The 26,477-nt window shown below is 67.8% G+C and carries 18 protein-coding genes, 2 tRNA genes and 4 pseudogenes; 9 read left to right on the plus strand and 15 right to left on the minus strand.

Going from position 1 to position 26,477, the window contains the following annotated elements; all coding sequences use genetic code 11:
- The first annotated feature begins 760 nt into the window (after positions 1 to 760).
- Both ACFW2E_RS06220 and ACFW2E_RS06225 read left to right on the plus strand, forming a co-directional pair.
- Positions 761 to 1,264, plus strand: a complete 504-nt coding sequence (locus tag ACFW2E_RS06220) for a hypothetical protein (protein ID WP_384462200.1) — start codon at positions 761 to 763, stop codon at positions 1,262 to 1,264.
- A 181-nt stretch (positions 1,265 to 1,445) separates the two neighbouring features.
- Positions 1,446 to 1,660, plus strand: a pseudogene (locus ACFW2E_RS06225) (IS30 family transposase); the annotation flags it as partial.
- Between the two features lie 173 nt (positions 1,661 to 1,833).
- Here the strand turns inward: ACFW2E_RS06225 and ACFW2E_RS06230 are convergent.
- From ACFW2E_RS06230 to ACFW2E_RS06245, 4 genes are all read right to left on the minus strand, one after another.
- Positions 1,834 to 3,018: an SPFH domain-containing protein gene (locus tag ACFW2E_RS06230; RefSeq protein WP_384462203.1), complete on the minus strand. Its 1,185-nt coding sequence runs from the start codon at positions 3,016 to 3,018 to the stop codon at positions 1,834 to 1,836.
- A gap of 11 nt (positions 3,019 to 3,029) precedes the next feature.
- Positions 3,030 to 3,281, minus strand: a complete 252-nt coding sequence (locus ACFW2E_RS06235) for a hypothetical protein (RefSeq protein WP_384462250.1) — start codon at positions 3,279 to 3,281, stop codon at positions 3,030 to 3,032.
- Positions 3,282 to 3,610: 329 nt separating this feature from the next.
- Positions 3,611 to 3,670 (minus strand) — tRNA-Ser (locus ACFW2E_RS06240).
- Between the two features lie 321 nt (positions 3,671 to 3,991).
- Complete coding sequence (locus ACFW2E_RS06245) at positions 3,992 to 5,467, minus strand: chaplin family protein (protein WP_384462206.1); 1,476 nt, start codon at positions 5,465 to 5,467, stop codon at positions 3,992 to 3,994.
- A gap of 150 nt (positions 5,468 to 5,617) precedes the next feature.
- Here ACFW2E_RS06245 and ACFW2E_RS06250 point away from each other — a divergent pair.
- A pseudogene (locus tag ACFW2E_RS06250) lies at positions 5,618 to 5,925 on the plus strand (conjugal transfer protein TraS); the annotation flags it as partial.
- 455 nt (positions 5,926 to 6,380) lie between these two features.
- Here the strand turns inward: ACFW2E_RS06250 and ACFW2E_RS06255 are convergent.
- Together ACFW2E_RS06255 and ACFW2E_RS06260 are read right to left on the minus strand one after the other, a co-directional pair.
- Positions 6,381 to 7,253 (minus strand): TIR domain-containing protein, encoded by an 873-nt coding sequence (locus tag ACFW2E_RS06255; RefSeq protein WP_384462209.1) that lies wholly within the window; start codon positions 7,251 to 7,253, stop codon positions 6,381 to 6,383.
- 192 nt (positions 7,254 to 7,445) lie between these two features.
- The gene (locus ACFW2E_RS06260) at positions 7,446 to 8,141 is read right to left on the minus strand and encodes a hypothetical protein (protein WP_384462212.1); all 696 of its coding nucleotides are present in this window, start codon (positions 8,139 to 8,141) and stop codon (positions 7,446 to 7,448) included.
- A 1,647-nt stretch (positions 8,142 to 9,788) separates the two neighbouring features.
- Between ACFW2E_RS06260 and ACFW2E_RS06265 the strand changes: the two genes are divergently transcribed.
- Both ACFW2E_RS06265 and ACFW2E_RS06270 read left to right on the plus strand, forming a co-directional pair.
- Positions 9,789 to 11,774: a nitrate- and nitrite sensing domain-containing protein gene (locus ACFW2E_RS06265; RefSeq protein WP_384462215.1), complete on the plus strand. Its 1,986-nt coding sequence runs from the start codon at positions 9,789 to 9,791 to the stop codon at positions 11,772 to 11,774.
- Positions 11,774 to 12,193: a roadblock/LC7 domain-containing protein gene (locus tag ACFW2E_RS06270; RefSeq protein ID WP_384462218.1), complete on the plus strand. Its 420-nt coding sequence runs from the start codon at positions 11,774 to 11,776 to the stop codon at positions 12,191 to 12,193. Before ACFW2E_RS06265 ends, ACFW2E_RS06270 begins: the two co-directional genes overlap by 1 nt.
- A gap of 746 nt (positions 12,194 to 12,939) precedes the next feature.
- Here ACFW2E_RS06270 and ACFW2E_RS06275 read toward each other — a convergent pair.
- Positions 12,940 to 13,038, minus strand: a pseudogene (locus ACFW2E_RS06275) (N-acetyltransferase); the annotation flags it as partial.
- Between ACFW2E_RS06275 and ACFW2E_RS06280 the strand changes: the two are divergent.
- Positions 13,035 to 13,847 (plus strand): annotated as a pseudogene (locus ACFW2E_RS06280) (tyrosine-type recombinase/integrase); the annotation flags it as partial. The pseudogenes ACFW2E_RS06275 and ACFW2E_RS06280 overlap by 4 nt on opposite strands.
- Positions 13,848 to 14,464: 617 nt before the next feature.
- On the opposite strand, the gene ACFW2E_RS06285 reads toward ACFW2E_RS06280, so the two are convergent.
- The 4 genes from ACFW2E_RS06285 to ACFW2E_RS06300 form a co-directional block, all read right to left on the minus strand.
- Positions 14,465 to 15,595, minus strand: coding sequence for a catalase family protein (locus ACFW2E_RS06285; RefSeq protein WP_384462221.1), 1,131 nt, complete (start codon positions 15,593 to 15,595; stop codon positions 14,465 to 14,467).
- Between the two features lie 57 nt (positions 15,596 to 15,652).
- Positions 15,653 to 17,005, minus strand: a complete 1,353-nt coding sequence (locus ACFW2E_RS06290; protein WP_384462225.1) for a Dyp-type peroxidase — start codon at positions 17,003 to 17,005, stop codon at positions 15,653 to 15,655.
- A gap of 122 nt (positions 17,006 to 17,127) precedes the next feature.
- Positions 17,128 to 17,718: a hypothetical protein gene (locus ACFW2E_RS06295; protein ID WP_384462228.1), complete on the minus strand. Its 591-nt coding sequence runs from the start codon at positions 17,716 to 17,718 to the stop codon at positions 17,128 to 17,130.
- 523 nt (positions 17,719 to 18,241) lie between these two features.
- Entirely contained in the window at positions 18,242 to 18,832 is a 591-nt protein-coding gene (locus ACFW2E_RS06300; RefSeq protein WP_384462231.1) for a hypothetical protein, read from the minus strand.
- Positions 18,833 to 19,216: 384 nt separating this feature from the next.
- Between ACFW2E_RS06300 and ACFW2E_RS06305 the strand changes: the two genes are divergently transcribed.
- Positions 19,217 to 19,894, plus strand: coding sequence for a GAP family protein (locus ACFW2E_RS06305; protein ID WP_384462234.1), 678 nt, complete (start codon positions 19,217 to 19,219; stop codon positions 19,892 to 19,894).
- An 85-nt stretch (positions 19,895 to 19,979) separates the two neighbouring features.
- On the opposite strand, the gene ACFW2E_RS06310 is transcribed toward ACFW2E_RS06305, so the two are convergent.
- The 4 genes from ACFW2E_RS06310 to ACFW2E_RS06325 form a co-directional block, all read right to left on the minus strand.
- A complete protein-coding gene (locus tag ACFW2E_RS06310; RefSeq protein ID WP_384462237.1) occupies positions 19,980 to 21,344 on the minus strand; it encodes a glutamate decarboxylase in 1,365 nt (454 codons plus the stop codon).
- A 461-nt stretch (positions 21,345 to 21,805) separates the two neighbouring features.
- A tRNA-Arg gene (locus tag ACFW2E_RS06315) sits at positions 21,806 to 21,881 on the minus strand.
- 63 nt (positions 21,882 to 21,944) lie between these two features.
- Positions 21,945 to 22,358, minus strand: coding sequence for an IclR family transcriptional regulator C-terminal domain-containing protein (locus tag ACFW2E_RS06320; protein ID WP_384462239.1), 414 nt, complete (start codon positions 22,356 to 22,358; stop codon positions 21,945 to 21,947).
- Positions 22,359 to 22,504: 146 nt separating this feature from the next.
- Positions 22,505 to 23,791: a M6 family metalloprotease domain-containing protein gene (locus ACFW2E_RS06325; protein ID WP_384462242.1), complete on the minus strand. Its 1,287-nt coding sequence runs from the start codon at positions 23,789 to 23,791 to the stop codon at positions 22,505 to 22,507.
- 257 nt (positions 23,792 to 24,048) lie between these two features.
- Between ACFW2E_RS06325 and ACFW2E_RS06330 the strand changes: the two genes are divergently transcribed.
- On the plus strand, positions 24,049 to 24,702 hold the full coding sequence (locus ACFW2E_RS06330) for a TetR/AcrR family transcriptional regulator (RefSeq protein WP_384462245.1): 654 nt from the start codon (positions 24,049 to 24,051) through the stop codon (positions 24,700 to 24,702).
- A gap of 185 nt (positions 24,703 to 24,887) precedes the next feature.
- The gene (locus ACFW2E_RS06335; RefSeq protein WP_384462248.1) at positions 24,888 to 26,426 is read left to right on the plus strand and encodes an MFS transporter; all 1,539 of its coding nucleotides are present in this window, start codon (positions 24,888 to 24,890) and stop codon (positions 26,424 to 26,426) included.
- Positions 26,427 to 26,477: the final 51 nt, after the last annotated feature.

Consider the following 26,477-nt stretch of genomic DNA (forward strand, 5'->3'; position numbering starts at 1 on the left):
CTTCATCGTGTGCCCCGGCAGGATTCGAACCTGCGACACCCGCTTCGGGAGTTCGATCCCGAGTCGGTATTGGGGCTGGGGCCGAGCGCCCGAGCCCTCGGACGAGGGCGTACGTGCACGTCCTCGTCCTGTGCCGTTGATGTCAGCTGTGGATGTCAGGACTTACCGGCCGGACGAGCCGGTCCCCGGCCATGGTGCATGCGGGAGGAGTCTGGCAGCCTGTCCGTGTGAAGCGACTCAGAGAGGACGATGCCGCGTAGACGGCCGTCTCAGGTCCGGGCTGCAACTCGTGCTCCGCGTATGCGGCCAGGAGGACCGTCAGAGCCGGGGTTCTCCCGGGGTTCGCGGAGACTTGCCGCTGCTGCCGCTCAACTGGAACGTGAACGGCTGTGGCCGGGGGCGGTGGCCCAGGCCTTGCTTCAGTGGTCACGTACAGCCCGCCGTCCTGCTCGCGCACTGTCCGGTGGCTGCGGCTGCCCGCTGTGCAATCCCTTCTGCACGACTGACGAACGCGGGATCCTCGAACTTGCGCTGCACGCCCTGCCTTCGCGCCCTGCCCGCGAACTTCGGGCCATGGTCGAACCGCTCGACGCGCTCTACCTGACACGCACCTGGCCCGACCCCTTCGCCTCCCCGGACGACGGTTGGTGGGCCCGTCGGTGCTGGGGCTGAACCGTCATCGGGGCTTGGCGGCTTCGATCCGTCGTTACGGTGGCCGCTGTGTTGTCCGCGGGCAGGCTGGACGGAACAGGGAGTAGCGGTGGCAGCGATCGGCGGGGCGGCGACACGATCCTGGCGCCGGTATGGCGCGGCGGCTTTGGCCTCAGCCGTGTTCCCCGCCGTGTTCCTGCAGGCGACACTCGTCGCGAAACGGTACGTGGACCACCCGGTGGTCGACCCCGGCGACGACTCACCTGGCGGCGGAAACATGGGGAACGTGATCGCCTTGCCGTTTTTCGCCGTCGCGGCAATCGTCTGTCTGCTGTTTCCTCTGCTCTGGGGGATTTCGGCATTCCGCACATGGAGAGGCGCGGTGGTGACGGATCTGGCGGAGATTTCCACCGTCCTGCAAGGGGTCGCCTTGCTGGTGGCCCTTCCGGTTGCCTTGACGCTGCCCTACAACTGGGCCGACGTCACAGCCCTCGTCGCCGCAGACCTGGTCGCGCTGTGCACCGTCCTGAGACGGCCCTGGTCGCGTCGGACAGCCCTGCGCCGGCGTAGCGGCACAACGGCGCCGGAGCCCTCGGCCGAGGTCCTGTCGTGAACACCTTGCTCAATAGGGTGTGGCAGCGCTTCGGCACGATTGGGGATGTAGGCGGGAAGCGGGGGCGGACCTAATTCTTCTGCGCCGGAATCAATTGAGCGATGAATCTCCATAACGAAAGGATCGAGCTGGTCGATTTTTCGTCCCAGCTGCGGGGGCCTGCCGCCGACCGGGCCCTCTGGTCCAGGGCCGGGGCGAACGGCGCCGCGAACCCACCCGAGCCTGCGCACCGGACGCGCCATGCGCCGCCCGCACCGCCGTGCCGCCAAGCGCCGGCCGCGCTACCCAGACCCCATGTCGATGATCGGCGAACGGCCCGCCGGAGCAGCCGACCGGGCCGTCCCCGGCCACTGGGAAGGCGACCTCATCGTCGGCCGCAACTCCCGCTCCGCCATAACAGCCGCCCACGCAGAACGCCCGGCTGGGAAACCCCAGCCGAGCGTCCGCCCAAACGGCTCGCGGCTTGATCAACTCACCCCGTGTCGCGACGACCCCTTGAATCCGCCGGTTGAGGGTCACAACGTTCGGCGCCCGGACGACCTTGCACGTGAGCGCACCTGGTCGCCGCCCTAGTCGACGTCCACCGGGCCGTCGTTCGACTTCCTGCCCTTGCTGGTGGGCAGCTGGAGCAGGCTGTTGCTCTCGCTCTCCCCGGGGTGGTGGCCGCCGGTGTCCTGGCCGTTCAGGTTCTGTCGGACCGAGTCGAGGATCGTCAGGCCCTGGGACACCAGACCGGCGGCGATCTCGCCGAGGCCGTCCGCACCGTTGAGGACGTTGACGTTGGCGCCTGCGAGGCCGCCGGCGGCCTCCTTGACGATCTGCGGGAGCTGGTCGATCAGCATCCGGTCGAGCGCGACCCGATCGTACGAGGCAGCCGCCTCTGCCTGGATCTTCATCCGCTGCGCCTCGGCGGCCGCGAGGATCCTGACCCGCTCGGCCTCGGCCTCGGCGGGCTTCACGACTTCGGCCACCAGCTGCTGCTGGCGCAGCTTGGCCTGGCGCTGGGCCAGCTCCGTCTGGGCGGCGAGCACCTCCTGCTGGGCGTGTGCCTGCGCCAGCGGTCCGGCCTGCGCGGCCTGCGCCTGGGCGCGGTCCACCTCGGCCGAGTACTCGGCCTTGACGATCGCGGTCTGCCGGGCGTACTCGGCCTGGTTGCGGGCCGCCACCTGCTCCGCCTCGACAGAGGCCTGGGTGGCCTGCGCCTGGGCGATCTGCGCCTGCCGCTGGATGGCCGCCTTGTGCGGCGCGGACATCGCGTCGATGTAGCCGGTGTCGCCGTCGTCGATCGACTGGATCTGCAACGAGTCGACGATCAGCCCGATCTTCGCCATCTCCGTCTTCGAGGTGTCCAGCACCTCCGCGGCGAGCTTCTGCCGCTCGGTGACGATCTCCTCGACCGTCATCGAGCCGATGATGGCCCGCAGGTGACCGGCGAAGATCCGGCCGGTGAGCACCGACATCTGCTCCTGGTCGGAGAGGAAACGCTGGCCCGCGTTGATGATGCTCTCGTGGTCGTTGCCGACCTTGAAGGCGATGACCGCCCGGACATGCAACGCGATGCCCTGCCTGGTCACACAGGTCTCGGTGACCTCGGACTCACACATGGAGAGGGTGAGGAACCGGACCTTCCGGAACACCGGCAGCACGAACTTCCCGTGCCCCGTGACCACTCGGAACGGCGCGCCCCCCAGTCCCCGCCTGCCCCCCGAGATCAACATCGCCTCGTCGGGAGCGGGGACGCGGTATCCGAACATGCCTGTACTCCTCAGCCGGCGCCGGCGGTGTCCCCGCCCAGCGCGTCCAATGGATCCACCCACTCGATGACGCCGACCTCGCGGCATCCACGTGATTCGATCACGAGCACCGTCGTGCCTGCAGGCAGGGGGGCGTCCGACCAGGCGAGGAAGGTCTCGGAACCGCCTCTGACGCGCACCAGGACTTCGCCGGGGCCTGTGGAACCGCGAGTTCCGATGAGTACCTTCCCCGTGCAGCCGATCACGGCCTCGTCCTGCGGCATCACCGGCCGTCCTCCTCTTGCTGGCCCCATGATTCCGACGATAGACCCAGTCCGGCCGGGACCCAACGGGCGGGAGGAATCTGCCCGGGCCCCCGGGACGCACGGGCCCGGGGGCGCCCCCGGACCCGTGCCTGCGCCGCCGTTCGGTCGGCAGTCAAGCGCCCAGCAGCGCCCTTGGACTTGTGCGCGCGGCTGGCGGGCATGAGCACGTGACGACGCGGGCTGACGTGGACTCCTGGTGGACTTCCGGCACGTGTGTGGCGCGGCGCAGGAAACGGTGAAGGGCCGGCGCGGGAGGGGAAACCCTCCTGAGCCGGCCCTTCTCTCGGTGCCCCGGCAGGATTCGAACCTGCGACACCCGCTTCCGGGGTTCGACCGCTGTGTGGCGCGACCGCGCGGAACGGACCCTCGTGGCTGTCTGGCGTTCCGGCCCCAGCCGCTGCCGTCCGGTCCGGTTCGACCCCGTTGATGGCGGCTGGTGATGTCAGCGGGACGGTCTGTGCGCGGATGAGCTTTGCTCTTGCCTGCTCGCGTGCCTTGACGCGCAACGCCTTGAGACGGTTGCGGGCCGACGACGTGACGACGGCATCAGCGCCGTCACGGCCCGACCTGGCGGACCTGCGGGAGCGGGTCACGGTTCGTGAACCGTTGAGCACCGCGCACAGCCGCCGGGGCCCGCCAGGCCCCGGCTCGACGAGGACTTGGCCCGGCTAGCCGTTGACGCAGGCGTTTCCCGCCGCCGGGTCGAGCAGTCCGATGACGTTCACGGTGTTGCCGCAGGCGTTGACCGGGACGTCCACCGGCACCTGCACGACATTCCCGGACAGCAGACCGCCCGAGCCCGTCGCGGTGCCCACGGCTGCTTCCTTCATCCTGACGGTCAGGGTCGCGGGGTCCGGGAGATTCAGGCCGACCGTGGTGATCGCTTCAGGGCGGTTGACGTACGTTCCCGGCTTGTCAGCGGTGACATCCACCGTGACCGTGCACGACTTCTGTCCGGCGGCCAGGTCGCCGTCGACCAGAGCGACGGACGAGCCCCCCGCCGCCGCGGAGACCGCTCCGTTGCCGCAGGTCGTCGATGCCTTCGCGTCCGAGGCCACCCTCACCCCGGCGGGCAGGCTGTCGGTGAAGCCGAAGTCGTCCTTCGCCGCCAGCTCACTGGTGTTCGTCACCGTCATGGTGAGCGTCGAGGTGCCACCCTGGTCGATCGTGGCAGGAGTGAACGTCTTGTCCAGTTGCGGAGTCGTGTCCAGGATCCGGATGTTGTCGAAGGCGTGGTCATTGCCGTTCCAGTCTCCTTGCCCATTGAGCATCTTGATGCCCAACTGGGTGCCGTTGAACAGTACGGCTCTGTTGCCGGCGAACGATCCGGCCCTGAGCCCGTTTCCGCCGGGGTAGGGCTTGGAGTTCGGGTCGGTGCAGGGTTCGATGGGGGTGGTGAAAGTCGGGATATCCGGACCACTGCCGGTCAGATAGAACTTCAGCAGCGGATCGTTGAGTCCGCAATTGTCCCCGGCTACGTCCACTGCGAAGGTGATGTAGCGGTTCGGCGTCGCGATCGGGATCGGCTGCTCGGTCTGGAACTCCACACGGTCAGTACCCGGATCCTCGTGGTAGGTGTACGCGGCCACTGCATGGTTGGTCGACGGATTCGTCCCGCCGACCTGCCCCAGCACATTGGCCATGCTCTTCAAGCGGGCCATCCCAACCGCACCCGCCGTTTGACAGTCGGGCTGATCCGCTCCCGTCTGGTTCAGGACGACTCCGTTGCACTGTTTCGCGTCCAGCCACGGTGGGTCGGCCGTGTACGTCTCCTTCGACGGTGGAGCGCCAACGTAGTCCTTCAGAAGGATCGGGGTGTCGCCCGTGTTGTTCTCGAAGTCCTCGACGAACACCGTGACCGGGGCCTGCGGGACTCCCGGAGTGCCGGATGCACGAAGGACGTCCACACCCGCCGGACCGCCCAGGGCCAGGGTTTGAGCGGCCGGCAGAGTGCTCGTGATCGCCAGTGCCACCAGGGACACCGAAGCAGTGCGCGTGCCCCAAGAAAGCTTCACCGCGGAAATTACCGCCACCTCTTTTCCAATCGCCACGGCGCACGAGCGATAGTGGACACGGGTAGACATGAGGCAGCCCAGGCCATTTTGCTGTGCGCCCCGCAAGGCAGGTCGGCCACATTCAAGCATGCGCCCCAAAGAAGAGGTGGTCAGTGAGCTCGACGATTACACTTTTCACCGCGTTGGTCGAGCCGGACCAGGTCTGGGATGGAATATTGGAATTTCATTCCATGATGCTCAAATCCGTGCCGCGTGCCCAAAAGACTGATCGGCCCGGAAATGGCCTGTGTATTCGAATTCAGGTCGGCGGAACGGGAGACGCGGGCCGTCCCGCCGCACAGGGGCATCGCCCGGCCCACGATGCCGGGCCTGCGTCTTCGGCTCCGCCCGCCCCTGAGCAGGAACCCGCCGACCTCGCGCCTCGGCTGAACGGCTACGGCACGCCTGGGGCGTTCACGCCGCTCGTCCTCGGGCGACGCTGTCCGGCAAGTCCATGTACCTGCGCCACCTCTTCTCCGGACATGCCCGCCAGTCCGTCGCCCTGGTGGGCATCGACCGCAAGCGTCGTGGAGCCGGCGCCCTTCGCCAAGGTGCTCTGCCCCGCGGGCGAGTCCTTGCTGAACGGTCCGGTAGTCGCGTACGAACGGCGTTGCGTCCTCCCGCAGCGCGACCGGCGCCTTCAGGAACCCGTCGTCGGCCTTGCGGGGCACCCGCACGTGGCGCAGCACGTCGTAACCGGCGGGCCGCAGTTCGACGACACCGGGCTTGACGGTCGTGACGTACACCCCGCGTGGTCCGGAAGGCCGGGACCGGTGAGCCTGTAGCGACCCGAGAGCTCGTCCGCTCGCTGCTGGATCCGGTTCCGTAGCTGCGCCAAGGCCTCGTGGAACCTCCTGTCGGAGCCAGGGCCGAAGCGCTCCCCGCCGGGACCGCCGGCCTCGGCGAAGTCCGTGAGACCGCTCGCCGGCCAGGAAGTCCAAGTCGACTGGCGCTCCCGGCTTGGACAGCGCAGAGCCCAGGAGCCGGCCGGGGGGCCACAGGATCAGGTGGGGCGGAGGGTCTTCGCGTAGGGCTCGTAGACGGACATGAGGTATTCGGCGAGTTCGATGTTGCGGCCGGTGATGTCGCCGCCGATGTCGAACTGGGTGATCCAGATGACCACGGACTTCCAGATGTTCTCCCACTCGGGATGGTGGTTGCGCTCGTCGATTCCCCAGGCGGCGGTTGCCATGAAATGGATCGCGTCGCGGAAGTTACGGAAGGTCAGGGTGGTACCGATACCTCTGCGTTGGGCACCGGGATCGGTGGGGTGGGGGCGATACTGTACATTCCACTCCGGATAGCGCCGCAGGAATTCCTTGATCTCCACCTCGGAGGCCACCGGTTCCTTGATCACTGGATTCGGATACGGAACGATCTGGGCCGAACTGGTGAAACCGAAATCTCCCAGCCGTCGGATGATCTTGTCGAAATCCTCGTGCCAGTCGCTTTCTCGCAGCTCTATCGACTGGAGGTCGGCCAGCCGCCACAACTCCTCCGGCAGGGCCTCTCGTTCGAGGCTCGCCTGGCCGTCGAAGCGGATGGGGATGATCGCCTTCTTGGACGCCAGCGCCGAGGAGATCTCCCGGCGCACCCAGTCGTCCTCGTTGTCGATTCGGCGCCGGTAGTAGAGATCGGTCGCGCTGAGCCACTTGTCTCCGATGGCCACGAGCAGGACGTCGGCCGCGTCGAGGGCAGACTCGATCTCCTCTCGCCACTTGTTGCCCGCACGGATCTTGTCGGTGTCCACGAAGATGGCGTTCGGGCCGAACTTCAGCGACAGGTCACGAGCCAGCGACGTCACCCTCGTCTTCGTATCGATACGACGGTAGGAGATGAAGATCCTCGGGTCCTTGACCGGACTGTCCGTACCCAATTCGCCGCCTCCGGTCGTTCCGTTCCCGTAGAGGTCGCGGTCGCGCCGTCGGCACGATACTGCCCGAATTGGTCCGGAGGGAATGGCCCGTGAGAGCCACCATCCAGTCTCCTGCAAGGTTCACGTTGACGAAGGGTTCGGTCACGGCCGCATCCTGGCAAAGCTCTGCTGCCGGCGGATCGACAGTCGGGCTCAGGACAAGGGGGGAAGGATCTCCGGCTTCGGAGGTTTGGCGATCCTCGGGCTGACGCCGTAGTCCTCCCATGTCGTAATGAAGCGGTGCTTCCCGTCACGGCCCACGACCCGCAGCGGCACCGGCTCACCAGTGGTGGCGAGGTATGCGATGCTCTCCACGCCGCCCTGCTCAACCTTCATCGCCAGGACCGGCCGCCCGTTCACGCGGGTCTCGGCCCCCTTCGTGACCATGAAGTGCTGCTGCTTCACCACGGAGAAGCGCACATGGCAGGCTGCGCTGGTGCGCTGTGCCAGCGTTCCGGCGAATCCCGGCGAGTTGGTCTCGACCGGCAGGTACCGGCCCGGCTCCACCGGGGCGCCCGTGCGGTCAGCCAGCTTCGCGCTGCGCCGCTGAGGGGTGATCCAGATCCGTCCGCCGAGGGTGGTGAAGTGCCAGGCGAAGCCCTGGTCGTCGGTGAGCCGGCCCGTGCAGTTGTCGCCGCCGTGCAGCGCATGGACGTCGCTGACCCGGCGGCCGCCCACCCGCTGCACGGTGTGCACCGACGCCGCATCCAGCGCCTTGTCCACGCGGGCGAAGATGCGGTCCACCGGCTGCCCCTCGATACCGTTGGGCTTGCCGCCCGAGCCGTCACCGTTCGACGAGCAGCCAGCCGCCATCGAGAGGGCGGCCAGGCCGGCTCCGAGCTCGTACAACGCCCTTCTGCCACGCCTCAACCCTGTCAAAGCCCCCACCATCCCCATGAGTCTCGTACGACCTTCGCAGAGACTACTGGAGCCCCCGTTTGGAAGATCCCGTACGCGGACTGCGGCTGAGCTGGGAACTTGGTGGCTTGTCGGGGCCACGCCCCAGGTTCCCCTCTGCTCCCCGTCAACGCTCGGCTCAACGGGCACACGAGGGACACGCTTGCCAAGTCTGTTGCTGGGATCAGGGGTCTCGAACAGGGCCGTTCATCACCGTTCACGGGCGGTCAGCCATGGGAGCGGCTCTCAGCTTCGGTCTCATCTGAACCGCCGTGAACGGCGCTGAATGAGACGGAAACTGAGACGGAAACTGAGGCGGACGTCTCAGACTGATTGCACTTGGCGCGGCCTCAGGCACCCTCGTGCAACCGTGATTTGGGTTCAGGCGTCCTAACCCCGTGAAATCAGAAAGGCCGAGGTCATACGCGTGGATACTCTGGGCCGGGTCCGCCCTCTTCGGGGCTGCTTCGGGCTTCGTCTCCTGGAACCTGGCTTGCTGGGCACGTTGGTATTGCGATGCCGGGTATGAGGCCGGCGGACGGTTCGAGTTGACGATCCTGCTCCCGGTCATCGTCGTGGGCGGCGGTCTCTGTGGACTCGTGGCAGCAGCCGTTGGCCGGCTTGTGGTGCTTCGTGTTCCGCGCGTGCTGCAAATCTGTGTGCCGCCGCTCTTCGCTCTTGGCGCGTCGACCTTGCTGGCGTGGTGGTTCTTTGCGACGAGAGGGACTCTGGACGGGTATCCAGGCACTTCCGGCCTCTGCCCTCCGAGCAACATCCCACCAGCGTGGCCGCACTGGATCCCCGCGTGAGGCCCCAGCACCAGTTTGGAAGATCGCGTACACGGATTGCGGTCGTCGGTCTCCGCTGCTCCGACCTCGACCTCGACAACCGTGTCCTGTACGTCCGCCAGCAGATGCAGCGCCGCCGTGATGTACCGCCTGCTCAGGAGACGCCCCGGTCGTCAGTGACCGCACTCGTTGATGTCAGTTGTAGATGTCAGAGGGGTCTCACCTGCCAAAACTGGTAGGTGAGGCCCCTCTGAACTGGTGCCCCCGGCAGGATTCGAACCTGCCACACCCGCTTTGGGAGCTCGATCAGTGCTCGCTCCGGCAGCAGTGTCCTGCGGTGGCGTACTCCGTGCCCGGGCATGCAAGTGCGCCGGCGTCCGGCGCCGTTGATGTCACGCGTGGATGTCAGCCTGACCCAGCGCTTCTTGCGTATCTTGCGGTTCATTGCCTTGGGTTCCTTCTCCTTGCGCTCGACCATGCCGTACGTCGACCACGGCCCCTGGTGTGCTGGGCTGCGGCCGGTGCCTGGCGTCACCTGTCTTGTCATCCGCGGTCACAGTTTCTTGGCCCGCGGTGTGAGGGCGGTGCAACTGAATTTCTCACGCGGCCTAACAGGTCGGAAACCGGCCGCTACGGCGGTCGGACTAGCTTCGTGACTATGAGGGTGTGGACGCCAGGACGGCTGGCGCTAGACAGGTTTGACGCAATCGGCAAGAGCGTTTTAGGCAAGGGCAGGTCGGGGCGCCGCCGCGGTGGCCAAACGCCTCCTGGCCGTAGGCCGATGCCTGGTTGGCGCAGCATCAGGGGCCGTGTGGCGGTGGTCATCACGGTCCCGATCTGCCTGCTGCTGGCGGTGGCCGGTCTCGCCGTGCACGGCCGCGCCGTGGCCCTCGGTGACGCCCGGACGACCCGTTCCGAGGTTGGCCTGAGCCTGCGAATCCAGGCCCTGGTGCACCAGCTGCAACGCGAACGCGGCCTGACCAACGGTCTGTTGGGAGGTGAGGAGGGGTTCCGCCCACCGCTCGTCGCTACTCGCAAGCGCGTTGACACGGCATTGCGCGGAATGCGCCACGAAAGCGCCGTCGAGGATGTCATTCAACGGCACTTGCAGCGCCTTGGCGACTTCCGGGCCGCCACCGACAGGGGCAGCGCCGACACGGGCACCGCAGACCGGGCCGCGACGCTGAACTTCTACACCACCGCCGTCGAAGCCCTCAACGCAGTCGACCCGGTGGTGGGGACCACGAACGGCACCGACCGTCAACTGGGAGACGGAATCTCGGCGTTGCGGGAACTGGCCGCGGCCAAGGAGTCAGTCGCTCTCGAACGTGGCCTCCTCAATGGCGTGTTCGCAAACGGCGGCTTTCACGGCCGCGAGTACCTCACGTTCACCGAGGTGCGTGCTACGCGCGTCGCCGCCCTCGCCCGTTTCCGGCAGATCGCCACCGCACCCCAGCGCGCGGCTCTGAAGAACGCCTTCGGCACCGAGGACGCCGAACGCGCCACCGTCTACGAGAGCCGGGCGGAAGGCGCCGCCGATGGCTCCGCGCTGCACGCCGACGCCGGTGCCTGGTGGGATGCGATGACCGTACTCGTCGACGATCTGTACGCCGTCCAGCAGTCGGTCGGTGACGACGCGAGGGACCGGGCCGACCAGCTCAGCCACGACGCCGAGATCGGCCTCGCCGCCTATCTCGTCGCGGGAGCGCTCATGGCCGCCTTCGTAGCGGGCCTCGCCGCTCTTGCCTCCCGTTCCCTCACACGCCCGCTGGGCGCGCTCGCCGAAGCCGCCCACGACGTGGCGCGGCACCGGCTGCCCGCGACTGTCGCCCGTATCCAGCAGTCCCTGCAGGACCATGCTGAGATCCTCCCGCTGGCGGACGCGCCGGACAACCTCGATTCACGCCTGCTGGGCGGCGCGGCGGAGATCGCCGAGGTCGCAGCGTCCCTGCACCAGGTGGAACACACCGCCCTCCGTCTGGCTGCCCAGCAGGCCGGCCTGCGCCGTAACACCACCGAATCGCTGGCCAATCTCGGCCGCCGCAACCAGAACCTCGTGCGTCGCCAGCTCAGCCTCATCACCCGCCTGGAACGGCAGGAACTCGACCCGGACGCCCTCGCCGAGCTCTTCGAGCTCGACCACCTCGCCACCCGTATGCGGCGCAACGCCGAAAGCCTTCTGGTCCTGGTCGGGCAGAATTCGCCGCAGCCCACGGCAGCACCCGCCGACGGCCTGGAAGTCGTCCAGTCCGCCGTTGCCGAGGTGGAGCAGTACCGACGGGTCCTGATCGCCACCGTGGAGCCAGTGCGGGTGCGCGGGCACGCAGTCGCCGATGTCGCCCACCTCCTTGCCGAACTCATCGAGAACGGGCTGACTTTCTCGCCACCGACCGAACCGGTCGAGGTTCACGGCTGGTACGACACCGAGGACAACACGTACTGCTTCGCCGTCGTCGACCACGGCATCGGCATGTCCGAAGCCGACAAGGAACGTGCCAACGCCCGCCTCTCCGACGCCGACGAGGAAGCCTTCCTCGACGCGCCCACTCGGCTCCTCGGCCACCTCGTCGTCGGCCGACTCGCCCACCGCCTCGGTGAAGGTGCCCAAGTCCACCTCTTCGACACCACCGGTGGCGGCCTGTCCGCACTCCTTGCCCTCCCCGGACGCCTGCTCGCCCCCGTGGAGGCCCCCTCCGTCTCACCCCCGCCCGCCAGGCCCGCTGTCTCCTCCCTGCTCAACGGCTTCCGAGCAGGTGTCGCCCGTGCCGAGGCCCGAAGCACACAAGGAGCGTCATAGTGACCACCGCCATCCAGAATTTCGGCTGGCTCATTTCGGAGTTCGTACGCACCGCCGACGGCGTCACCGATGCCGTCGCCGTCTCCACCGACGGCCTGCTCATGGCTGCCTCGGACAGCCTCGGCCGAGATCGCGCGGACCACCTCGCCGCCATCGTCTCCGGCATCACCAGCCTCGCCCAGAACGCGTCCACCGCACACGGCTTCCGCGGCATGAAACTCGTCATGATCGAAATGCTCGGGGGTTTCCTCATGGTGGGTCGCATCCGCGACGGCAGCTGCCTCGGTGTCCTCGCCGCCGAGGGGTGTGACGTCGGCCTGGTCGGCTATGAGATGGCTATCCTCGCCGACCGCGCCGGAGAACTGCTCACCCCGCAGTTGGTACGCGACCTCCACTCCGCTCCGCTGGTCGCGGGATAGTTGCGGCGCGCTCCGGCTACCTCGTCTCGGGCCCCTGCATCCGCGACGGACCCCCGCTGTCTGCGCGCGCACCGCATGCGTGCCGTACGCGTACGAGATGTGTGCCACGGGCGCGGGGCCCTCCTGTCCGCTGCTGTACCGCTCAGGGGCCTATGGCCGCTACCGGGCTCCCTTGCTGATCCGGAGAAGGTGCACGGCTCCGGCGGTCCGGCTTGCGACCAGCAGCGCAGCGGCGGACTCAAGCATGGGGACGTAGCGGTCCCCATCCATGATCAGTCCGGCAACGTAGAGCGTCGCGTTAAAGCACCCCGGCGCAGAAAGGCATGCCGAGGCCCTACCTGGACGGCTGTGGCCTGCCGATTTGCTCGCGCCTGATCATTCCGCATGCCGCTCATAATGAGTGTGATCTAGCCACGTGGCTAGATCCCTACAGTTATCGTGACCTGGGCCGACGGTGGCTTACGCGGTCGGTGGCGTACCGATGCGGGCCAGCGGGGCGCCGTTCACAGGTCCCGGAAGGCACACCGCGCTGGGCACAGGATTTGAATCTGTAACCTCAATCTTTATCAGGTCAATCACAGCGTCCTGTCAGCGTCGACCAACCGCCCCCGCGTCTCGCTCAGTCGCCCACGGAGGTCCAGCGCCGACCGCTCATGTCCGTGCCTGTTGGTGTCAGAAACCGATGTCGGCCGTAGCCGGACCTCCGACGTGTGGCCGTACAGTCGATCAGCGCTGCAACCTGCGCCTCACTCGCTGACGGTTGTCGATGTTGGCTTCTCGAGGAGCGTGAATGACTTGGGCTCACCGCCCGGCTGCGGCTTGCCTGCCTTGCTCCCAACAACTCGGATCCTTCGGCGTCGCGGACGTCCGTCGCCTCCTCATTCGGATGGAGAAGGAGACCACCGCGGCAACGGCCAAAGAGTCCCACCGTGTGCTGCGTTCCGCTCTGTCCTCGGCCTGCCGCGAGGAGCTGATCGCACGCAACGTCGCCAAGCTCGTCTAGCCGCCACGCACGGACAACAGGGAGTTGAAGCCCTGGACGCCGGACGAAACGCCGGACTTCCTCGCGGCCTCTCGCCGAGACCCGCTCTACGCGGCCTTCGTGCCCGCCATCGCCATGGGGCTCCGGCGCGGCGAGATCATCGGCCTCCGATGGTCGGATCTCGACCTCGATAACCGGGTCCTCTACGTCCGCCAGCAGACTCAGCGCCGTCGAGGCGTCCTCTACGACGACGATCCCAAGAGCCGTCGGCGGCGCGTCGTCCCGTTGCCCGGGCTGTGCATCGCCCCGTTGCGCTGGCACCGGATGCGGCAGTCGGCGGCACAGATCAAGGCGGGGGAGCGGTGGCACGAGTCGGGGTACGTCTTCACGACCCGCACCGGGCGCCAGGTCGAGCCGCGGAACGTCTATCGCTCCTTCACCCGAGTTGCTGAGTCCGCCGGCCTTCGTGTGATCCGGCTGCATGACGCTCGGCACGGCACCGTCACCTTGCTCACGGCGGCCGGAGTTGCGCCTCGCGTCGTGATGGAGATCCTTGGGCACTCGCAGATCAGCATCACCATGGACGCGTACACGCACGTCGTGCAGGACACCCAGCGCGAGGCCATGAGCCACATGGATCGGCTGCTCAGGAAGCGTCCCGGTCGTCAGTGACCGTGCTCGTTGATGTCAGAAGTGGATGTCAAAGGCCCCGGACCATGATCGGTCCGGGGCCTTTTCCCTTGTGCCCCCGGCAGGATTCGAACCTGCGACACCCGCTTTAGGAGAGGGCCTATTTCTATCCCCCTCTGTGGCGATCTTCCCCGGGCTTCACCGTTCTTGCTGGTCAGTGAGGTGGGGGACTCCGGCACCGCCTGGTCCTTCCCTGTCTTTACTCGGCCTTCCGTTCCCATGACGTTCCCATGAGGGTCCCCACGAGGCCGTCGGAACGAGGGCGGGGGAGTCGGCTGAGGCCAGCGGGGGTCACCGAAGCGGTGAGCACCGCAGACCGTTTGGGGGCGACAAAGGCCCCGCCCCCATCAGGGATCGAGGCCCTCGGCCGTCTACGCGGCCCTTGTAGAGGCCGCTGAGCAGAGGCTAGCGGCTCTGGCTCAGCCCTGGGACGCCAAGACGCATTAGTGGCCCATGTCGGAGCGGTGGTCGGCCGAGATCATGACGGAGACGGTGCCAGCGCGGTCAGCCCAGCCCTCGAAGTCGTTCCGGGTGATCCTCTGGGGCGCCTCGTTCCGAACGGCGAAAGTCGGGGTCGCTTGCCGTTACATCAGGCGGCCTCATTGGGCCGGGCCAAGTACTTCGTCGGCGCTTCGGGGCTCTGTGCGCGGCTGTTGGTTGAGCTTGTGGCGCTCGATGGAGGATCGCCGGTAGACCTCCTTGCGGGCCCGCATGATGTTGCCCAGGGGCGCGTGCTCGGCGGTGACCCGCCAGGGCGTGAAGGACAGTGCGTCCATCTTCTCCAGATTCTCCGGCGCGGAGATGTCCTGCTGCGGCAGCCGCAGCTTGGCCACGGTGAAGGATGGCGAGAGCTGCTCGGGCCACTCCACGGTGGTGTCCTCCACCGGCATGCGCTCCAGGTCGGTGCAGAGCTGCACCTGGATGTCGAAGGCGTAGGGCCGCTCCTGCAACTCTGCCGCCAACGCCGGTCGGAAGACCTCCGCCGCCGAGGTCGGGTCGATGTCGCGCCGGATTACCGCGGCGGCGGCGGACGGGTCGGGGGTGATGCGCACCTTGGCGATGTAGTCCCCGTGTCGGACCGCGCCCATGGTCCAGTAGCTCGACAGCAGTATGTTTGCGGGAGGGGTCTTCGACAGGCGCAGGAAGGCCAGGAACTCGTCCCACGCCCAGTTGTCCTGGTCCAGCGTTCCCTTTCCGGTCAGGAACTCGGTGAAGAAACGATGTACGCCGGGTCGGCCCTGGGAGAAGTAGGCCGGCGCGTCCAGGAACAGTTCCTGGATGAACAGGTAGTGCTCGACTGTGTTGCAGAAGAAGATCGGTCCGTTGATGTTGGCGTAGTCGAATGTGCCCGTGTCCGGTTCGTCCTCCAGCAGGGTGGGGCCGGGGATGTCGAACATCTTCAGCGCCAGTCCGGTGGCGGCGCCCAGTCGCGCGTCGGCTCCGGCGTGGGGCGAGCCGTTGGAGAAGCGGATGAGCGCGTCGTGGGTTCCCGGGGTGGCGTAGATGCCTTGGGCGTACTCGGGGGGAAGCCCGTCCAGGATCTCCACTTCCCCCCGGACCAGCCCGTAGCCCTTGGCATGGGCGTCGCGCAGGGCCCGCCCGGTGCCGCCGGCCTCGACCGACTCGGCGATGTAGTTCTCGGTCTTCTCGATCACCGTCTGCACGTTGCGGTCGAAGTCCGGGTCGTCGTCTTCGACGTCAGGTGTGTAGCGGACGAACTGTGCTGCCATGACTTCGACCTCTCCTCCTGGAGACCGTGATCACACCTCAGCGGCTCGGGACTGCCTTCAGCCCTCCAGTTCGGCGAGCCAGCGCAAGGCGCGCAGACCCGGCACGAAGCAGTACTCGCCGCCTCGAATGACTACGAAGCTGGGCAGGTGCTGCAGGCGACGTCGGACCGGCTTCTCCGGGATGGTGAGGCTGCCGGTTCCGCCGTGGTGCCCGGCTACCGGGTCCTTCTCGCCGGGGTAGCCGATGAAGTTGCCGTCGTTGACCCATTCGGCCTTGATGAACTCAAACTGCCGTTCCAGGTGGGCTCCGAGGAAGACTCCGACCAGGCCGCGGTCGGCGCCGTCGTCCTCCAGCACGCCCTCCGGAAGCGGCGGGCCGTAGGTGGTGCCGCGGCGGATGAGGCGGTGCATCCGCGCGTCGCCGATGATGGTCGAATCCCGGGGGTTGGCGCGCCGGATGTGCGCACCGGCGGGGCACCGGAACCCTCGGTCGTCGTTCTCCCGGTACAGGAAGTTGTTGACGCGGTGCGGATCGGCCGCCAGCTCCGGATCATCGTGCTCCGGCGTCAGCGTCAATGGCGCCCCGCTGGGCCAGCGGCCGACCATCTTCGCCGCCAGGAGTGCCTCCTCCTCGGCGCTGGAGCTGTTCGCACGGAGGAACCGGCGCCAGGCCGCCACGTTGGTGTGGGCCTTGCGAACGGCGGCGTAGGTGCCGTTGCGTCCCAGCACATCAGGCTTGGGCATGGGGGGCAGGCTGCCGGTTTCGTCGGGGTAGCCGAGGATGAACTCGCCGGCCTTGATGGGGGTCTCCTGCGGGTTGGAGCCGGGCAGGCCAACACCCTCGATGTTCGGATGGCTGATGCCGTCACGGAATCCGAAGGTGGTACGCCCGGTCGGGAGCTGGTGGACGTCCTGCTGCCAGATCACTTCGACACCGGGCGTGTCCTCGTAGGCGACACGGGCCCGCTCCAGCTCCTTGTCCAGCTGTGCCATATCGGGGGAGAGGGCACTCAGCGCGATGTGGACGTCGCCGGTTCCGAACGGTGCCTCCCAATGGGCCGGGGCACTCTCGTCCACGTCGCCGATCAGCTCCGCCCGAGCGGCCATGCCCTCACGGAACGCCTGCGGAAAGCTGTCCAGCGATTCCTGCGGCACCCCCAGGGCCCTCAGCCCCTGAAAGGTGAACGCCACAGCCACCCAGGCATCCTGACTACGGTCCGCGCTCGGCAGGCCACCCGAGGTCAACGGGAGTAGCCGCCGCAGCAGGGCGCGCCCAGCGTGCCGGTCATCGACGCGCAGGAAGACGTACTTCCCGTGGTAAGGAACGGGCCGTGGGCGCAGTGCCCCGCTCTGGACGTCATCGATCTCGACGCGTACGGGGCCCGCGCTGCCGCTTGCCGTCGTGTCCATGATGGTTTGTGCTCCGTATCGGTCTCAGCCTGGGCAGCCCAACAGGGACCGGCCGCACCCGCCGACGGGGTCCGTCAGCGTCGGACCGGCCATGAATGCTTGACGTGTCGCTCGCGACGTGCCTAGCTTGCGGCCAACTCCAGCAGCCTCTGGAAGGCGGGTGTGGCCACCAACTCCGCGTTGGCCGGATTCTCCAACGCCGCCCGGAACTCAGGGGTGTCAAGCACCTCTTCGAACGCCTCGTCCACTTCCTGGTCCTTCCAGATCTGCTGAACCGTCAGATCGGGATAGGCGCTGAAGAAAGCCCCCGCAGGCTCTTGGTGAGCAACGAACCAGTCCTTCGCTCCTGGGTCGCTGACACCTGGGAACCCCTCGATGTGCGAGAAGATCATTCCAAAGATCTGCCCGACTTCCGTCTTGGCGAAATCGTCGATGTAAGTGTCCCAGGAACCGTCGAACACGCTGGCGAACATGAACCGGGTTCCGTTGTCGAAGATCACGTGCCGTGCGTCGTGCAGGGTGCCGATCTGTCGTATCGCCCCACGGTTCCCCTCGCCGGCCGACTTTCCTTCGATATCGGCCAGCAATTCACGCAGCGCTTCCGTATGCCCCGGCTTGATCTTGGTGAAGACGGTGAACTCGCTTGCGACCCCTTCCGACCTGCCTGGCCGCTCGGGGTGCGCCGGCTGGGCTGCACCTGGCGTCGCAGTCATCGTTGGATTCTTCCCCTCTACGGATCGGTGCAAAGGCCGCCAAGCGCCCGAAAGGAGGCGCCATCGCCCTCACACATCAATCCTCGCCACGGATGCGCTGCCTCGCATCCCGGGCACTGGGCAGTGTGGTTGCCTGGGGCGGATTCCCGGAAAGCTCTGGACCGCGGGGTCCACCCTGACCCCTCCTGTCCCGAGAAGCCCTCAGGGACAGACCCGGCCTGCCGCAGGAAAATGGACCGGTGGGACGTGCCGAGCATGTCGTCCCCACCATTCCCGGGCAGCCACTTCCGCACGGCCGTGAAGACAGTGGAGCAGCCGATCCACCTCGAACCCGCGCGCCGCCGGCGGCGCCGGGACGCCCTCCCGCACCAAGCCTCACTCCCCCACCGACCCCGCGGAGGCAACCATGGGCGCAGCTCTCGGTGACGCCTCGCGGGCAGCCTGCTCCCGATCACCGCCATCATCCTGGCCGCGCAGACGCACAATCGGGTGGCGGGTCGGCTCTGAGCGTTGTGTTCGGACCCTAGGCCGAGGCTTCCTCCAGCAGTTTCTGGAAGGCGGGTGTGGCCACCAACTCCGCGTTGGCCGGATTGTCCAGCGCCGCGCGGAACTCGGCAGTGTCCAGCACCTCCTGGAACGCGTCGTCCACGCGCTGGTCCTTGTAGATCTGCTGAACGGTCAGATCGGGATAGGCGCTGACGAACACCCCTGCGGGCGCCTGGTGGGCGATGAACCAGTCCTTCACTCCTGGATCCTTGACGCCGGGGAACCCTTCACTGTGCGAGAAGACCTGGTCGAAGCGTTCCCCGACCACCGTCTTGGCGAAGTCGTCGATGTAGGTGTCCCAGGAGCCGTCGAAGACACTGGCGAACATGAACCGGGTGTCGTCGTCGAAGATCACGTGTCGTGCATCGTGCAGGGTGCCGATCTGACGTACCGCCGCGTGGACCCTCTCGTTGTCCGCCGCATCGGCGAGCCTGGCGAGATCCGCACGCAGCGCGTCCGCATGACCCGGCTTGATCTTGGTGAAGACGGTGAACTCGCTGCAGACCCCGTCCGACCTGCCTGGCCGCTCGGGGCGCGCTGACTGGGCTGCACCTGTCGTCGCAGTCATCGTGAAACTCTCCTGCCACGGATCGGCGCGAGGGTCGCCAAGCACCCAACATGAGGCGCCATCGCCCTCACATGCCCATCCTCACCGCGGACGCACTGCCTCGCATCCCGGCGAAGACCCCGGCGTGCGCGGTCCAGCCTGCCCCCCTCCCGTCCCAAAAAACTCCTGAGGACAGGTCCGGCCAGGCGCAGGAAGATGGAACCGGTGAGACGTACCGAGCACGTCGTCGTCACCATTCTCGGGCAGCCACTGCCACACAGTCGTGAAGACGGTGGCGCAGCCGATCAGACACCAGCCCGTTGCGCCGCCGAGGCGGTCGGAGCACCATCTCGCGCCGAGCTCTGCTCACCTTGATCGCCACCCTGACCCCATACGGAGGCAGTCATGGGCGCAGTTCTCGGTGACGTGCTGGGTTTCGCGGCTGCCGTCGCGGTCAGCCCGCTTCCGATCATTGCCATCATCCTCATACTTGCCACGCCTCGGGGACGTCTCAACGGAGTCCTCTTCACCGTCGGCTGGATCCTGGGACTCTCGGCACTGGGTGCGGTGATGCTGGCGATCGCTTCCCCCGCAGGTGCCTCCACAGACAACCAGCCGGCCACCTGGGTGGGAGCCCTCAAGCTCGCCCTGGGCCTGCTCCTGGTCTTCTTCGGTGCCCGGCAATGGCACCGGCGCCCAAAGGATCCCTCGCAGGCTCAGCTGCCGAAGTGGATGGGCGCGATCGACCATTTCACGCCGATCAAGGTCTTCGGGCTCGGACTGGCCCTGGCCGCGCTCAACGCCAAGAACGCCCCGCTGACCATCGCCGCGGCCGCCTCCATCGGCTCAGCCGGACTGCCGGTCGGGGAGCAGATCGCCTCGCTGGCGATCTTCGTCCTGGTCGCCACCCTCGGCCTGCTGGCCCCGCTGGCAGTCTTCCTGCTCGGTGGAGGGCGAGCCCAGACCATGCTCGGCAACTGGAAGGACTGGGCAGCCCGGAACAATGTCGCCGTGATGGCGGTCCTGTTCTTCGTCCTCGGCCTGAAACTGCTCGGAGACGGCATCGGCATCCTCACCTCCTGACGCAGCAGATCTACCCGGGGCAGGGTTCGCGGTGGAGACGCCCTCAAAGCCAGCAGGTGTGTGCAAGCCGGGGGCCAGAGGTGCGTCAGTAGCCGGTGCCGCGCTTGACCTGGGCCCGCTCGGTCTCATGGGTAGCACCCTTGTCGTCCAACGTGCGACACGCGTCCTCAATGTCCTGGCTCAGGCGGTCGATCTGCTCGCGACTCAGGGTCTCCTTGACCAGGGCACGCATGATCTTCACCCGCTCCGCGTTGGGCGGGAGCGTGTACGCCGGCACCATCCAGCCGCGCTCGGCCGAGAGTTGCCAGGCGACGTCGGACTCGTCGTAGGCGTGCTTGCCGGCGAGTCGGAAGGCCACCAGAGGCAGCTGCTCGAGGTCGCTCCCGATCACTTCGAAGCGGCCGCTGCTGCGCAGGTTGTCCGCCAACGCGTGGGCGTTCTCCTGCAACATCTTCATGACGTAGGTGTAGCCCTGGCGACCGAGCCGGACGAAGTTGTAGTACTGCGCGAGCACCATCGACGCGCCGGTAGAGAAGTTCAGCGTGAACGTCGCGTCGGTCTTGCCCAAGTAGTTCTCGTGGAACACGAGGTCCATGGGCAGGTCGGACTCCTCGCGGAAGACCAGCCAGCCGATGCCGGGGTAGACCAGGCCGTACTTGTGTCCCGAGACGTTGATCGAACGGACCTGCTCGAGCCGGAAGTCCCATTTCGAGTCCGGGTAGAGGAAGGGCCACACGAATGCGCCACTGGCTCCGTCAACGTGGATCGGGATGTCGAGGTCCCGCTCCTTGCGGACGTCCCGCAGGAGCTTGTCGATCCCGACTACGTCGTCCTTGTGGCCGGTGAACGTGGTGCCGAGGACGGCGACGACGCCGATCGTGTTCCCGTCGAGGTGAGGCTCCACGTCCTCCGGGCCGATCGTGTACTTGCCCTCGGCAAGCGGCACGATCCGCGGCTCGACGTCGAAGTAGCGGCAGAACTTCTCCCACACGACGTGGACGTCCCCGCCGAAGATCAAGTTAGGTCGGTCGAGCGACAGATTGGCCGCCTGGCGGCGCTCCCGCCACTTCCACTTCAGCGATAGCGCCCCGAGCATGATCGCCTCGGACGAGCCCTGGGTCCGACATCCGGTTGTCTTGCCCGGCGCGTTGAAGAGGTCGGCGAGCATGCGCACGCAACGCTGCTCGATCTCGGCGGAAATCGGGTACTCCGCATGGTCGATGAAATTGCGGTGGAGATTCTCGGCGATGATCCGTTGCGCCTCCGGCTCCATCCAAGTGGTGACAAATGTGGCGAGGTTACGCTGCGGGTCACCCTCCATGGCGAGGTCCACATCCAGCAGCCTCATTGCGTCCGTCGCAGCCATGCCTTCCTCGGGGAAGGTCTCCGAGGGAGCGGGCACGGTCAAGAATCGGTTGCCGAACAGGGCTGCGTCGTCACCCTTAGTCATATGACGATTCAAACAGCGCCCGTGCCTGCCTCGGCGAGGGACACGCCGAGATAGAACAGCGAGGCTCCGAACTGGCTGCGCGCTAGGGAACAGCCCCTTCTTCGGGAAAGGCACCGACCGGCCTCCCAAAGTTCGTCGGCTCGTCTGACCCCCACACCGACGACGCTCCCGGACTGTCTGACGCACAGCGAGCACCAACAGCATCAAAGATCGCTAAGGCGTCGGCTAGGCCGTTGTAGAGGGCACCCGTGGGGCTCTTGTCGGGCTCAAGGGCGCCGATGTGGATGGGGGGCGTGCCAGCGGCGGCCGTGCGAGATGGGGACAAAACCGGTGGAGCCGCCCACGTTCCCACGCAGGATGCCGCTTGAGGCGCGTTCCCATGTTCGTTCCCATGCAAGGCCAAAAGGCCCCTCGGAGACGAATCCGAGGGGCCTTTCTCATGCATCGTGCCTGGTCAGGCATGGTGCCCCCGGCAGGATTCGAACCTGCGACACCCGCTTTAGGAGAGCGGTGCTCTATCCCCTGAGCTACGAAGGCGGATCATGGCCGTGTGGGCCACAGGCGTCAGCGTACCGGATCCGGTGGGTGGGGGTGTGGGGGTCAGGACACCGGGACGGCGGTGAAGCGGGATGCCGTGTGCAGGTCGGTCTGGATGTGGGTGGTCGTGGTGGTCAGTTCGGGGAGGACCGTCTTGACGCAGTCCTCCGGGGTGCGGCGGGCCGCATGGGTGGCCACGTCGACCGCGGCGGTCACCCGGCCCGCGCGGTCGCGGACCGGGACCGCGATCGAGCGGAGGCCGGATTCGAGTTCCTGGTCCACCAGGGCGTGGCCCCGGGCGCGGACGTCCGGGAAGGCGTCGGGCAGGAGGACGCGGGCCAGGGACGTGGCGGCGGCGGGCAGGCGGGTGCCCACCGTGATGTCGGCCGTCAGGACGCGGGACGCCGTGGCCGTGGCCGTGGCCGTGTACTGGATCTCCGAGTCCGGGCCCGGGTGCGTCAGGACCGCGGGGGACACCGGTTCGTCCAGGCGGTCCGCCAGGGACCTCAGGTGAGGGGTCGCCAGGCGGGGGAGGGTCGTGCGGGACAGGGGCGCAAAGCCGCCGATGCCCGTCGCTCCCCGTCGCTCCCCCGCGCGCCTCCGCGCCGTCGCTCCCCGCCCGCCTATCCCCGCGTGACCCGCACCTTGTAGTCGCCGGCCAGGTCCGCGCCCGTCACCTCTATGGTGATTCCCCGGCGCGGGTCCTTGAAGGTCTCGCCGGGCGAGAACGGGGCGTCGGAGAGCTCCGCCTGGACGTTGGGGCTGCGGGTGCAGCCGCCGCTGCCGCCGTGGGCGTCGAAGACGGTGATGGGGCCGCGCCCGGTGTCGACGTTCGCGTCGACCCGGTAGATGAGGACACCGGGATGGCACACGGCCTCGTCGTTGCCGCCCCGGGCGCGCAGCTCGAGGGCGTATCCGCTGCGGGCGGTGATCGGCACGAAGACGAGCTTGTGGCCGCCGGTGCGGTACAGCGGCGTCAGTGTGTACTCCGTGCTGCGCCGGGCCGCCGCACAGCTCACCTGGCTCGCGTCCAGCCAGCCCAGTTTCCACTTGTGCCAGCCGAGCAGGTCGTTGTTGGCGCCCCAGTCCTCGCTCATGATGTCCCAGTGGCCGACGGCGCCCCCGCCCTCCTGGGTGTAGAGGTCGGGCAGGCCGAAGACGTGGCCGTTCTCGTGGGGGAGCACGCGGTAGCCGGTCTTGTCGTAGGTGCCGGAGCCGTCGTCCTGGCGGGAGTAGACGAAGGACGCGTTGGCGACGGGGATGCCGTCGGCGACCGGTGCCTCGGTGTTGCCGGCGAAGGTCACGGACAGGACGGTGTCCAGGGCGGACGGGCCCGCGTTGGGGGTCACCAGCACGTTCAGCAGGTCGTACGAGCGGAAGTCCACGTCCGGGTCGGCGGCGGCGACCATGTCCTGGACCAGCTGGCGGTAGCCGGGGTCGAAGGGGGCGCCGCGCTCTATGCCGTACGCCGCGAACGACTTGGGCATCCGCAGCCAGTGCTGGATCGGGGCGTCGGGGCGGTAGTCGAGGCGGCCGTACGAGGCGGTGCGGAACCATTGCTGGGTCTGCGGGAAGAACTCGTGGTAGCGGTCGAGCGCGTCGCCCTCCCCGGGCGCGTCGGGGAAGTCGATCATCAGGGTCAGCGCGCGGACGGTGCCGGTGGAGCGGGAGTAGCCGCCCGGGGTGGGGACGCCTTCCGTCATCTGGACGTCGAGGCCGCCGTTGATCAGGCAGGGGCCGAGGCCGGCGGTGCGGGCCAGGGCGATCGGGCCCGCCCCGGGCTCGGTGGGGCTCGCCGCGAGGTGCCCGGATCCGCCCGAGGTGCTGAGCGCGAGGGTCAGCACGGTCACGGACGCGAAGGCGGCCACGCGGCGCGGGCGTATCCGTCGGGCGATAGGCGGCGGCTGCATGCATGGACCTTTCGCTCCACGGCAGCCGCCGGCTTCCGGCTGCACCCTTGCGATCACCCTGTGTGGACGGGGTCACGGGCGCGCGCTGGAGGGGCCGTTCGTGGGTTTCCCGCCAGTAGATATGTGACTCAGGTCACATGAAATGCCCGCGAGGTCGGGAAATAACCGGGGATCGTTTCCCCGTTTAGACCTGTGTCCGAGCGAAACGGGGACTTCTTCCCCGGATCGCCGCCAGCCAGTCGACCGAGGAGTGCGTCGTGCAGACCGTGACTTCTCCGCGCCCCGCGGCGCGCAAGGCACCCCGGCCCCGCGCCGACGCCCTGCGCAACCGGGAGCGGATCGTCGCCGCCGCCCGGGAGATGTTCGTCGAGCACGGCCCCGACGTGGCGCTCGACGAGATCGCCCGCCGGGCCGGTGTCGGCAACGCCACGGTGTACCGCAACTTCCCGGACCGCGACGCCCTCGTCCGCGAGGTCGTCTGTTCGGTGCTGGACCGCACGGCGCGGGCGGCCGAGCAGGCCCTCGCGGAGGGCGGCGACGCCTTCGAGGCGCTGGAGCGCTTCGTGCACGCCTCCGCCGACGAGCGGATCAGCGCCATGTGCCCGATGGTCTCGAGCACGTTCGACGAGCACCACCCCGACCTGGAGGCGGCCCGGGAACGCTTCGAGCGGATCGTCGAAGGGGTCATGGACCGCGCCAAGGAGGCCGGACTGCTCCGTCGTGACGTGGGCGTCGGCGACCTGATGGTCGCCGTGGCCCAGCTCAGCCGGCCCCCGGCCGGTACGGGCTGCCTCAGCGCCGACCGCTTCGTACACCGTCATCTGCAGCTGTTCCTGGACGGACTGCGGGCTCCGGCCCGATCCGTCCTGCCGGGTACGGCCGTGACCATGGAGGACCTGCGCCAAGCCTGACGACGCCAAGCCCGACGACGCCAAGCCCGACGACGCCGACGACGCCAAGCCCGACGATCCACCGTCCGATCGATTAGTTCAGGGCCGTACTCCGGTCCTCACTCGCAACAGGCCTCCGGCCGTCCACGCGGACGAGCCGTTTCACACGACTTTTTCCGTCACGAAGTCCCGAAGTGGGTACTCCCATGTCTGAAACAGCCTCCAAGGCTCCCGGCGCCGTCGAGCAGTCCGGCGACGCCAATCGCTGGAAAGCGCTCATCTTCATCGCGCTCGCCCAGCTGATGGTCGTCCTCGACGCGACCATCGTGAACATCGCCCTGCCCTCCGCACAGCAGGACCTGGGCATCTCCGACGGCAACCGGCAGTGGGTCGTCACGGCCTACGCCCTCGCCTTCGGCGGTCTGCTCCTGTTCGGCGGCCGGATCGCCGACCTGTGGGGCCGCAAGCGCGCCTTCGTCATAGGCCTCGTCGGCTTCGCCGCCGCCTCCGCGCTCGGCGGCGCGGCGACCTCCGGCGCGATGATGTTCGGCGCCCGGGCCCTGCAGGGCGTCTTCGGCGCCATGCTCGCCCCGGCCGCGCTCTCCCTGCTCGCCGTGATGTTCACGGACGCCAAGGAGCGCGCCAAGGCCTTCGGCATCTACGGCGCGATCGCCGGTGGCGGCGGCGCCGTCGGCTTCATCCTCGGCGGCGTGCTCACCGAGTACATGGACTGGCGCTGGACGTTCTTCGTCAACATCCCGTTCGCCGTCGTGGCGGCGCTCGGCGCCTACTTCGTCATCCGTGAGCCCGAGGGCGGCCGCAACCGCTCCCCGCTCGACATCCCGGGTGTCGTCCTGTCCACCCTCGGTCTGGTCTCGCTGGTCTACGGCTTCACCCGCGCCGAGTCCGACGGCTGGGGCGACTCCGTCACCGTCTCCCTGTTCATCGCGTCGGCGGTCCTGCTGGTCGCCTTCGTCGTCACCGAGGCCCGGGTCAAGGCCCCGCTGCTGCCCCTGCGCGTGGTCACCGACCGCAACCGCGGCGGCATCTACCTCTCCCTCGGTATCGCCATCATCGCGATGTTCGGCACCTTCCTGTTCCTCACCTACTACCTGCAGGTCGTGAAGGGCTACTCGCCGATCAAGACCGGCTTCGCCTTCATGCCGATGATCGTCGGCATGATGGTGGGCTCGACCCAGATCGGTACGCGCCTGATGACCCGCGTTCCGGCCCGTCTGCTGATGGGCCCCGGCTTCCTGGTCGCAGCGACCGGCATGTTCCTGCTGACGCGGCTGGAGATCGGTTCGTCGTACAGCACGACCGTCCTGCCGTCGATGCTGCTGCTCGGCCTCGGCATGGGTACGGCGTTCATGCCCGCCATGTCCCTCGCCACCCTGGGCGTCGAGCCCCGGGACGCCGGTGTCGCCTCCGCGATGGTCAACACCTCGCAGCAGGTGGGCGGCGCGATCGGCACGGCCCTGCTGAACACGATCGCCGCCTCCGCGACGACCTCGTACATCAAGGACCACATCGCCACCGCCGCCACGAAGCCGCAGCAGCAGCTGGTCCAGCTCCAGGGCATGGTGCACGGCTACACCAACGCGATCTGGTTCGCCGTGGGCATGCTGGTGCTCGCCGCGGCCATCGTCGTGACCTTCGTCAACGCCGGCACCCCGGGCAGCACCGCGGTCGCCTCCGGCGAGGGCGTCGAGGACGAGGTGCCGGTGCCGGTCGTCGCCCACTGAGTCACCCCCCCCGGCGGCGCCCCCCCGGGCGACGGCGCCCCCCCAAGGGGC

The organism is Streptomyces sp. NPDC058964 (assembly GCF_042741275.1).
In the GTDB taxonomy this organism is placed as follows: domain Bacteria; phylum Actinomycetota; class Actinomycetes; order Streptomycetales; family Streptomycetaceae; genus Streptomyces.

Bases quoted from the DNA above. Each gene is read 5' to 3' on its own strand.
- ACFW2E_RS06235 (WP_384462250.1), bottom strand. From the start codon at position 3,281: ATGCCGCAGGACGAGGCCGTGATCGGCTGCACGGGGAAGGTACTCATC.
- ACFW2E_RS06300 (WP_384462231.1), bottom strand. From the start codon at position 18,832: ATGACTGCGACGACAGGTGCAGCCCAGTCAGCGCGCCCCGAGCGGCCA.
- ACFW2E_RS06285 (WP_384462221.1), bottom strand. From the start codon at position 15,595: ATGGCAGCACAGTTCGTCCGCTACACACCTGACGTCGAAGACGACGAC.
- ACFW2E_RS06335 (WP_384462248.1), top strand. From the start codon at position 24,888: ATGTCTGAAACAGCCTCCAAGGCTCCCGGCGCCGTCGAGCAGTCCGGC.
- ACFW2E_RS06295 (WP_384462228.1), bottom strand. From the start codon at position 17,718: ATGACTGCGACGCCAGGTGCAGCCCAGCCGGCGCACCCCGAGCGGCCA.
- ACFW2E_RS06230 (WP_384462203.1), bottom strand. From the start codon at position 3,018: ATGTTCGGATACCGCGTCCCCGCTCCCGACGAGGCGATGTTGATCTCG.
- ACFW2E_RS06290 (WP_384462225.1), bottom strand. From the start codon at position 17,005: ATGGACACGACGGCAAGCGGCAGCGCGGGCCCCGTACGCGTCGAGATC.
- ACFW2E_RS06305 (WP_384462234.1), top strand. From the start codon at position 19,217: ATGGGCGCAGTTCTCGGTGACGTGCTGGGTTTCGCGGCTGCCGTCGCG.
- ACFW2E_RS06325 (WP_384462242.1), bottom strand. From the start codon at position 23,791: ATGCAGCCGCCGCCTATCGCCCGACGGATACGCCCGCGCCGCGTGGCC.
- ACFW2E_RS06310 (WP_384462237.1), bottom strand. From the start codon at position 21,344: ATGACTAAGGGTGACGACGCAGCCCTGTTCGGCAACCGATTCTTGACC.
- ACFW2E_RS06245 (WP_384462206.1), bottom strand. From the start codon at position 5,467: ATGCTTGAATGTGGCCGACCTGCCTTGCGGGGCGCACAGCAAAATGGC.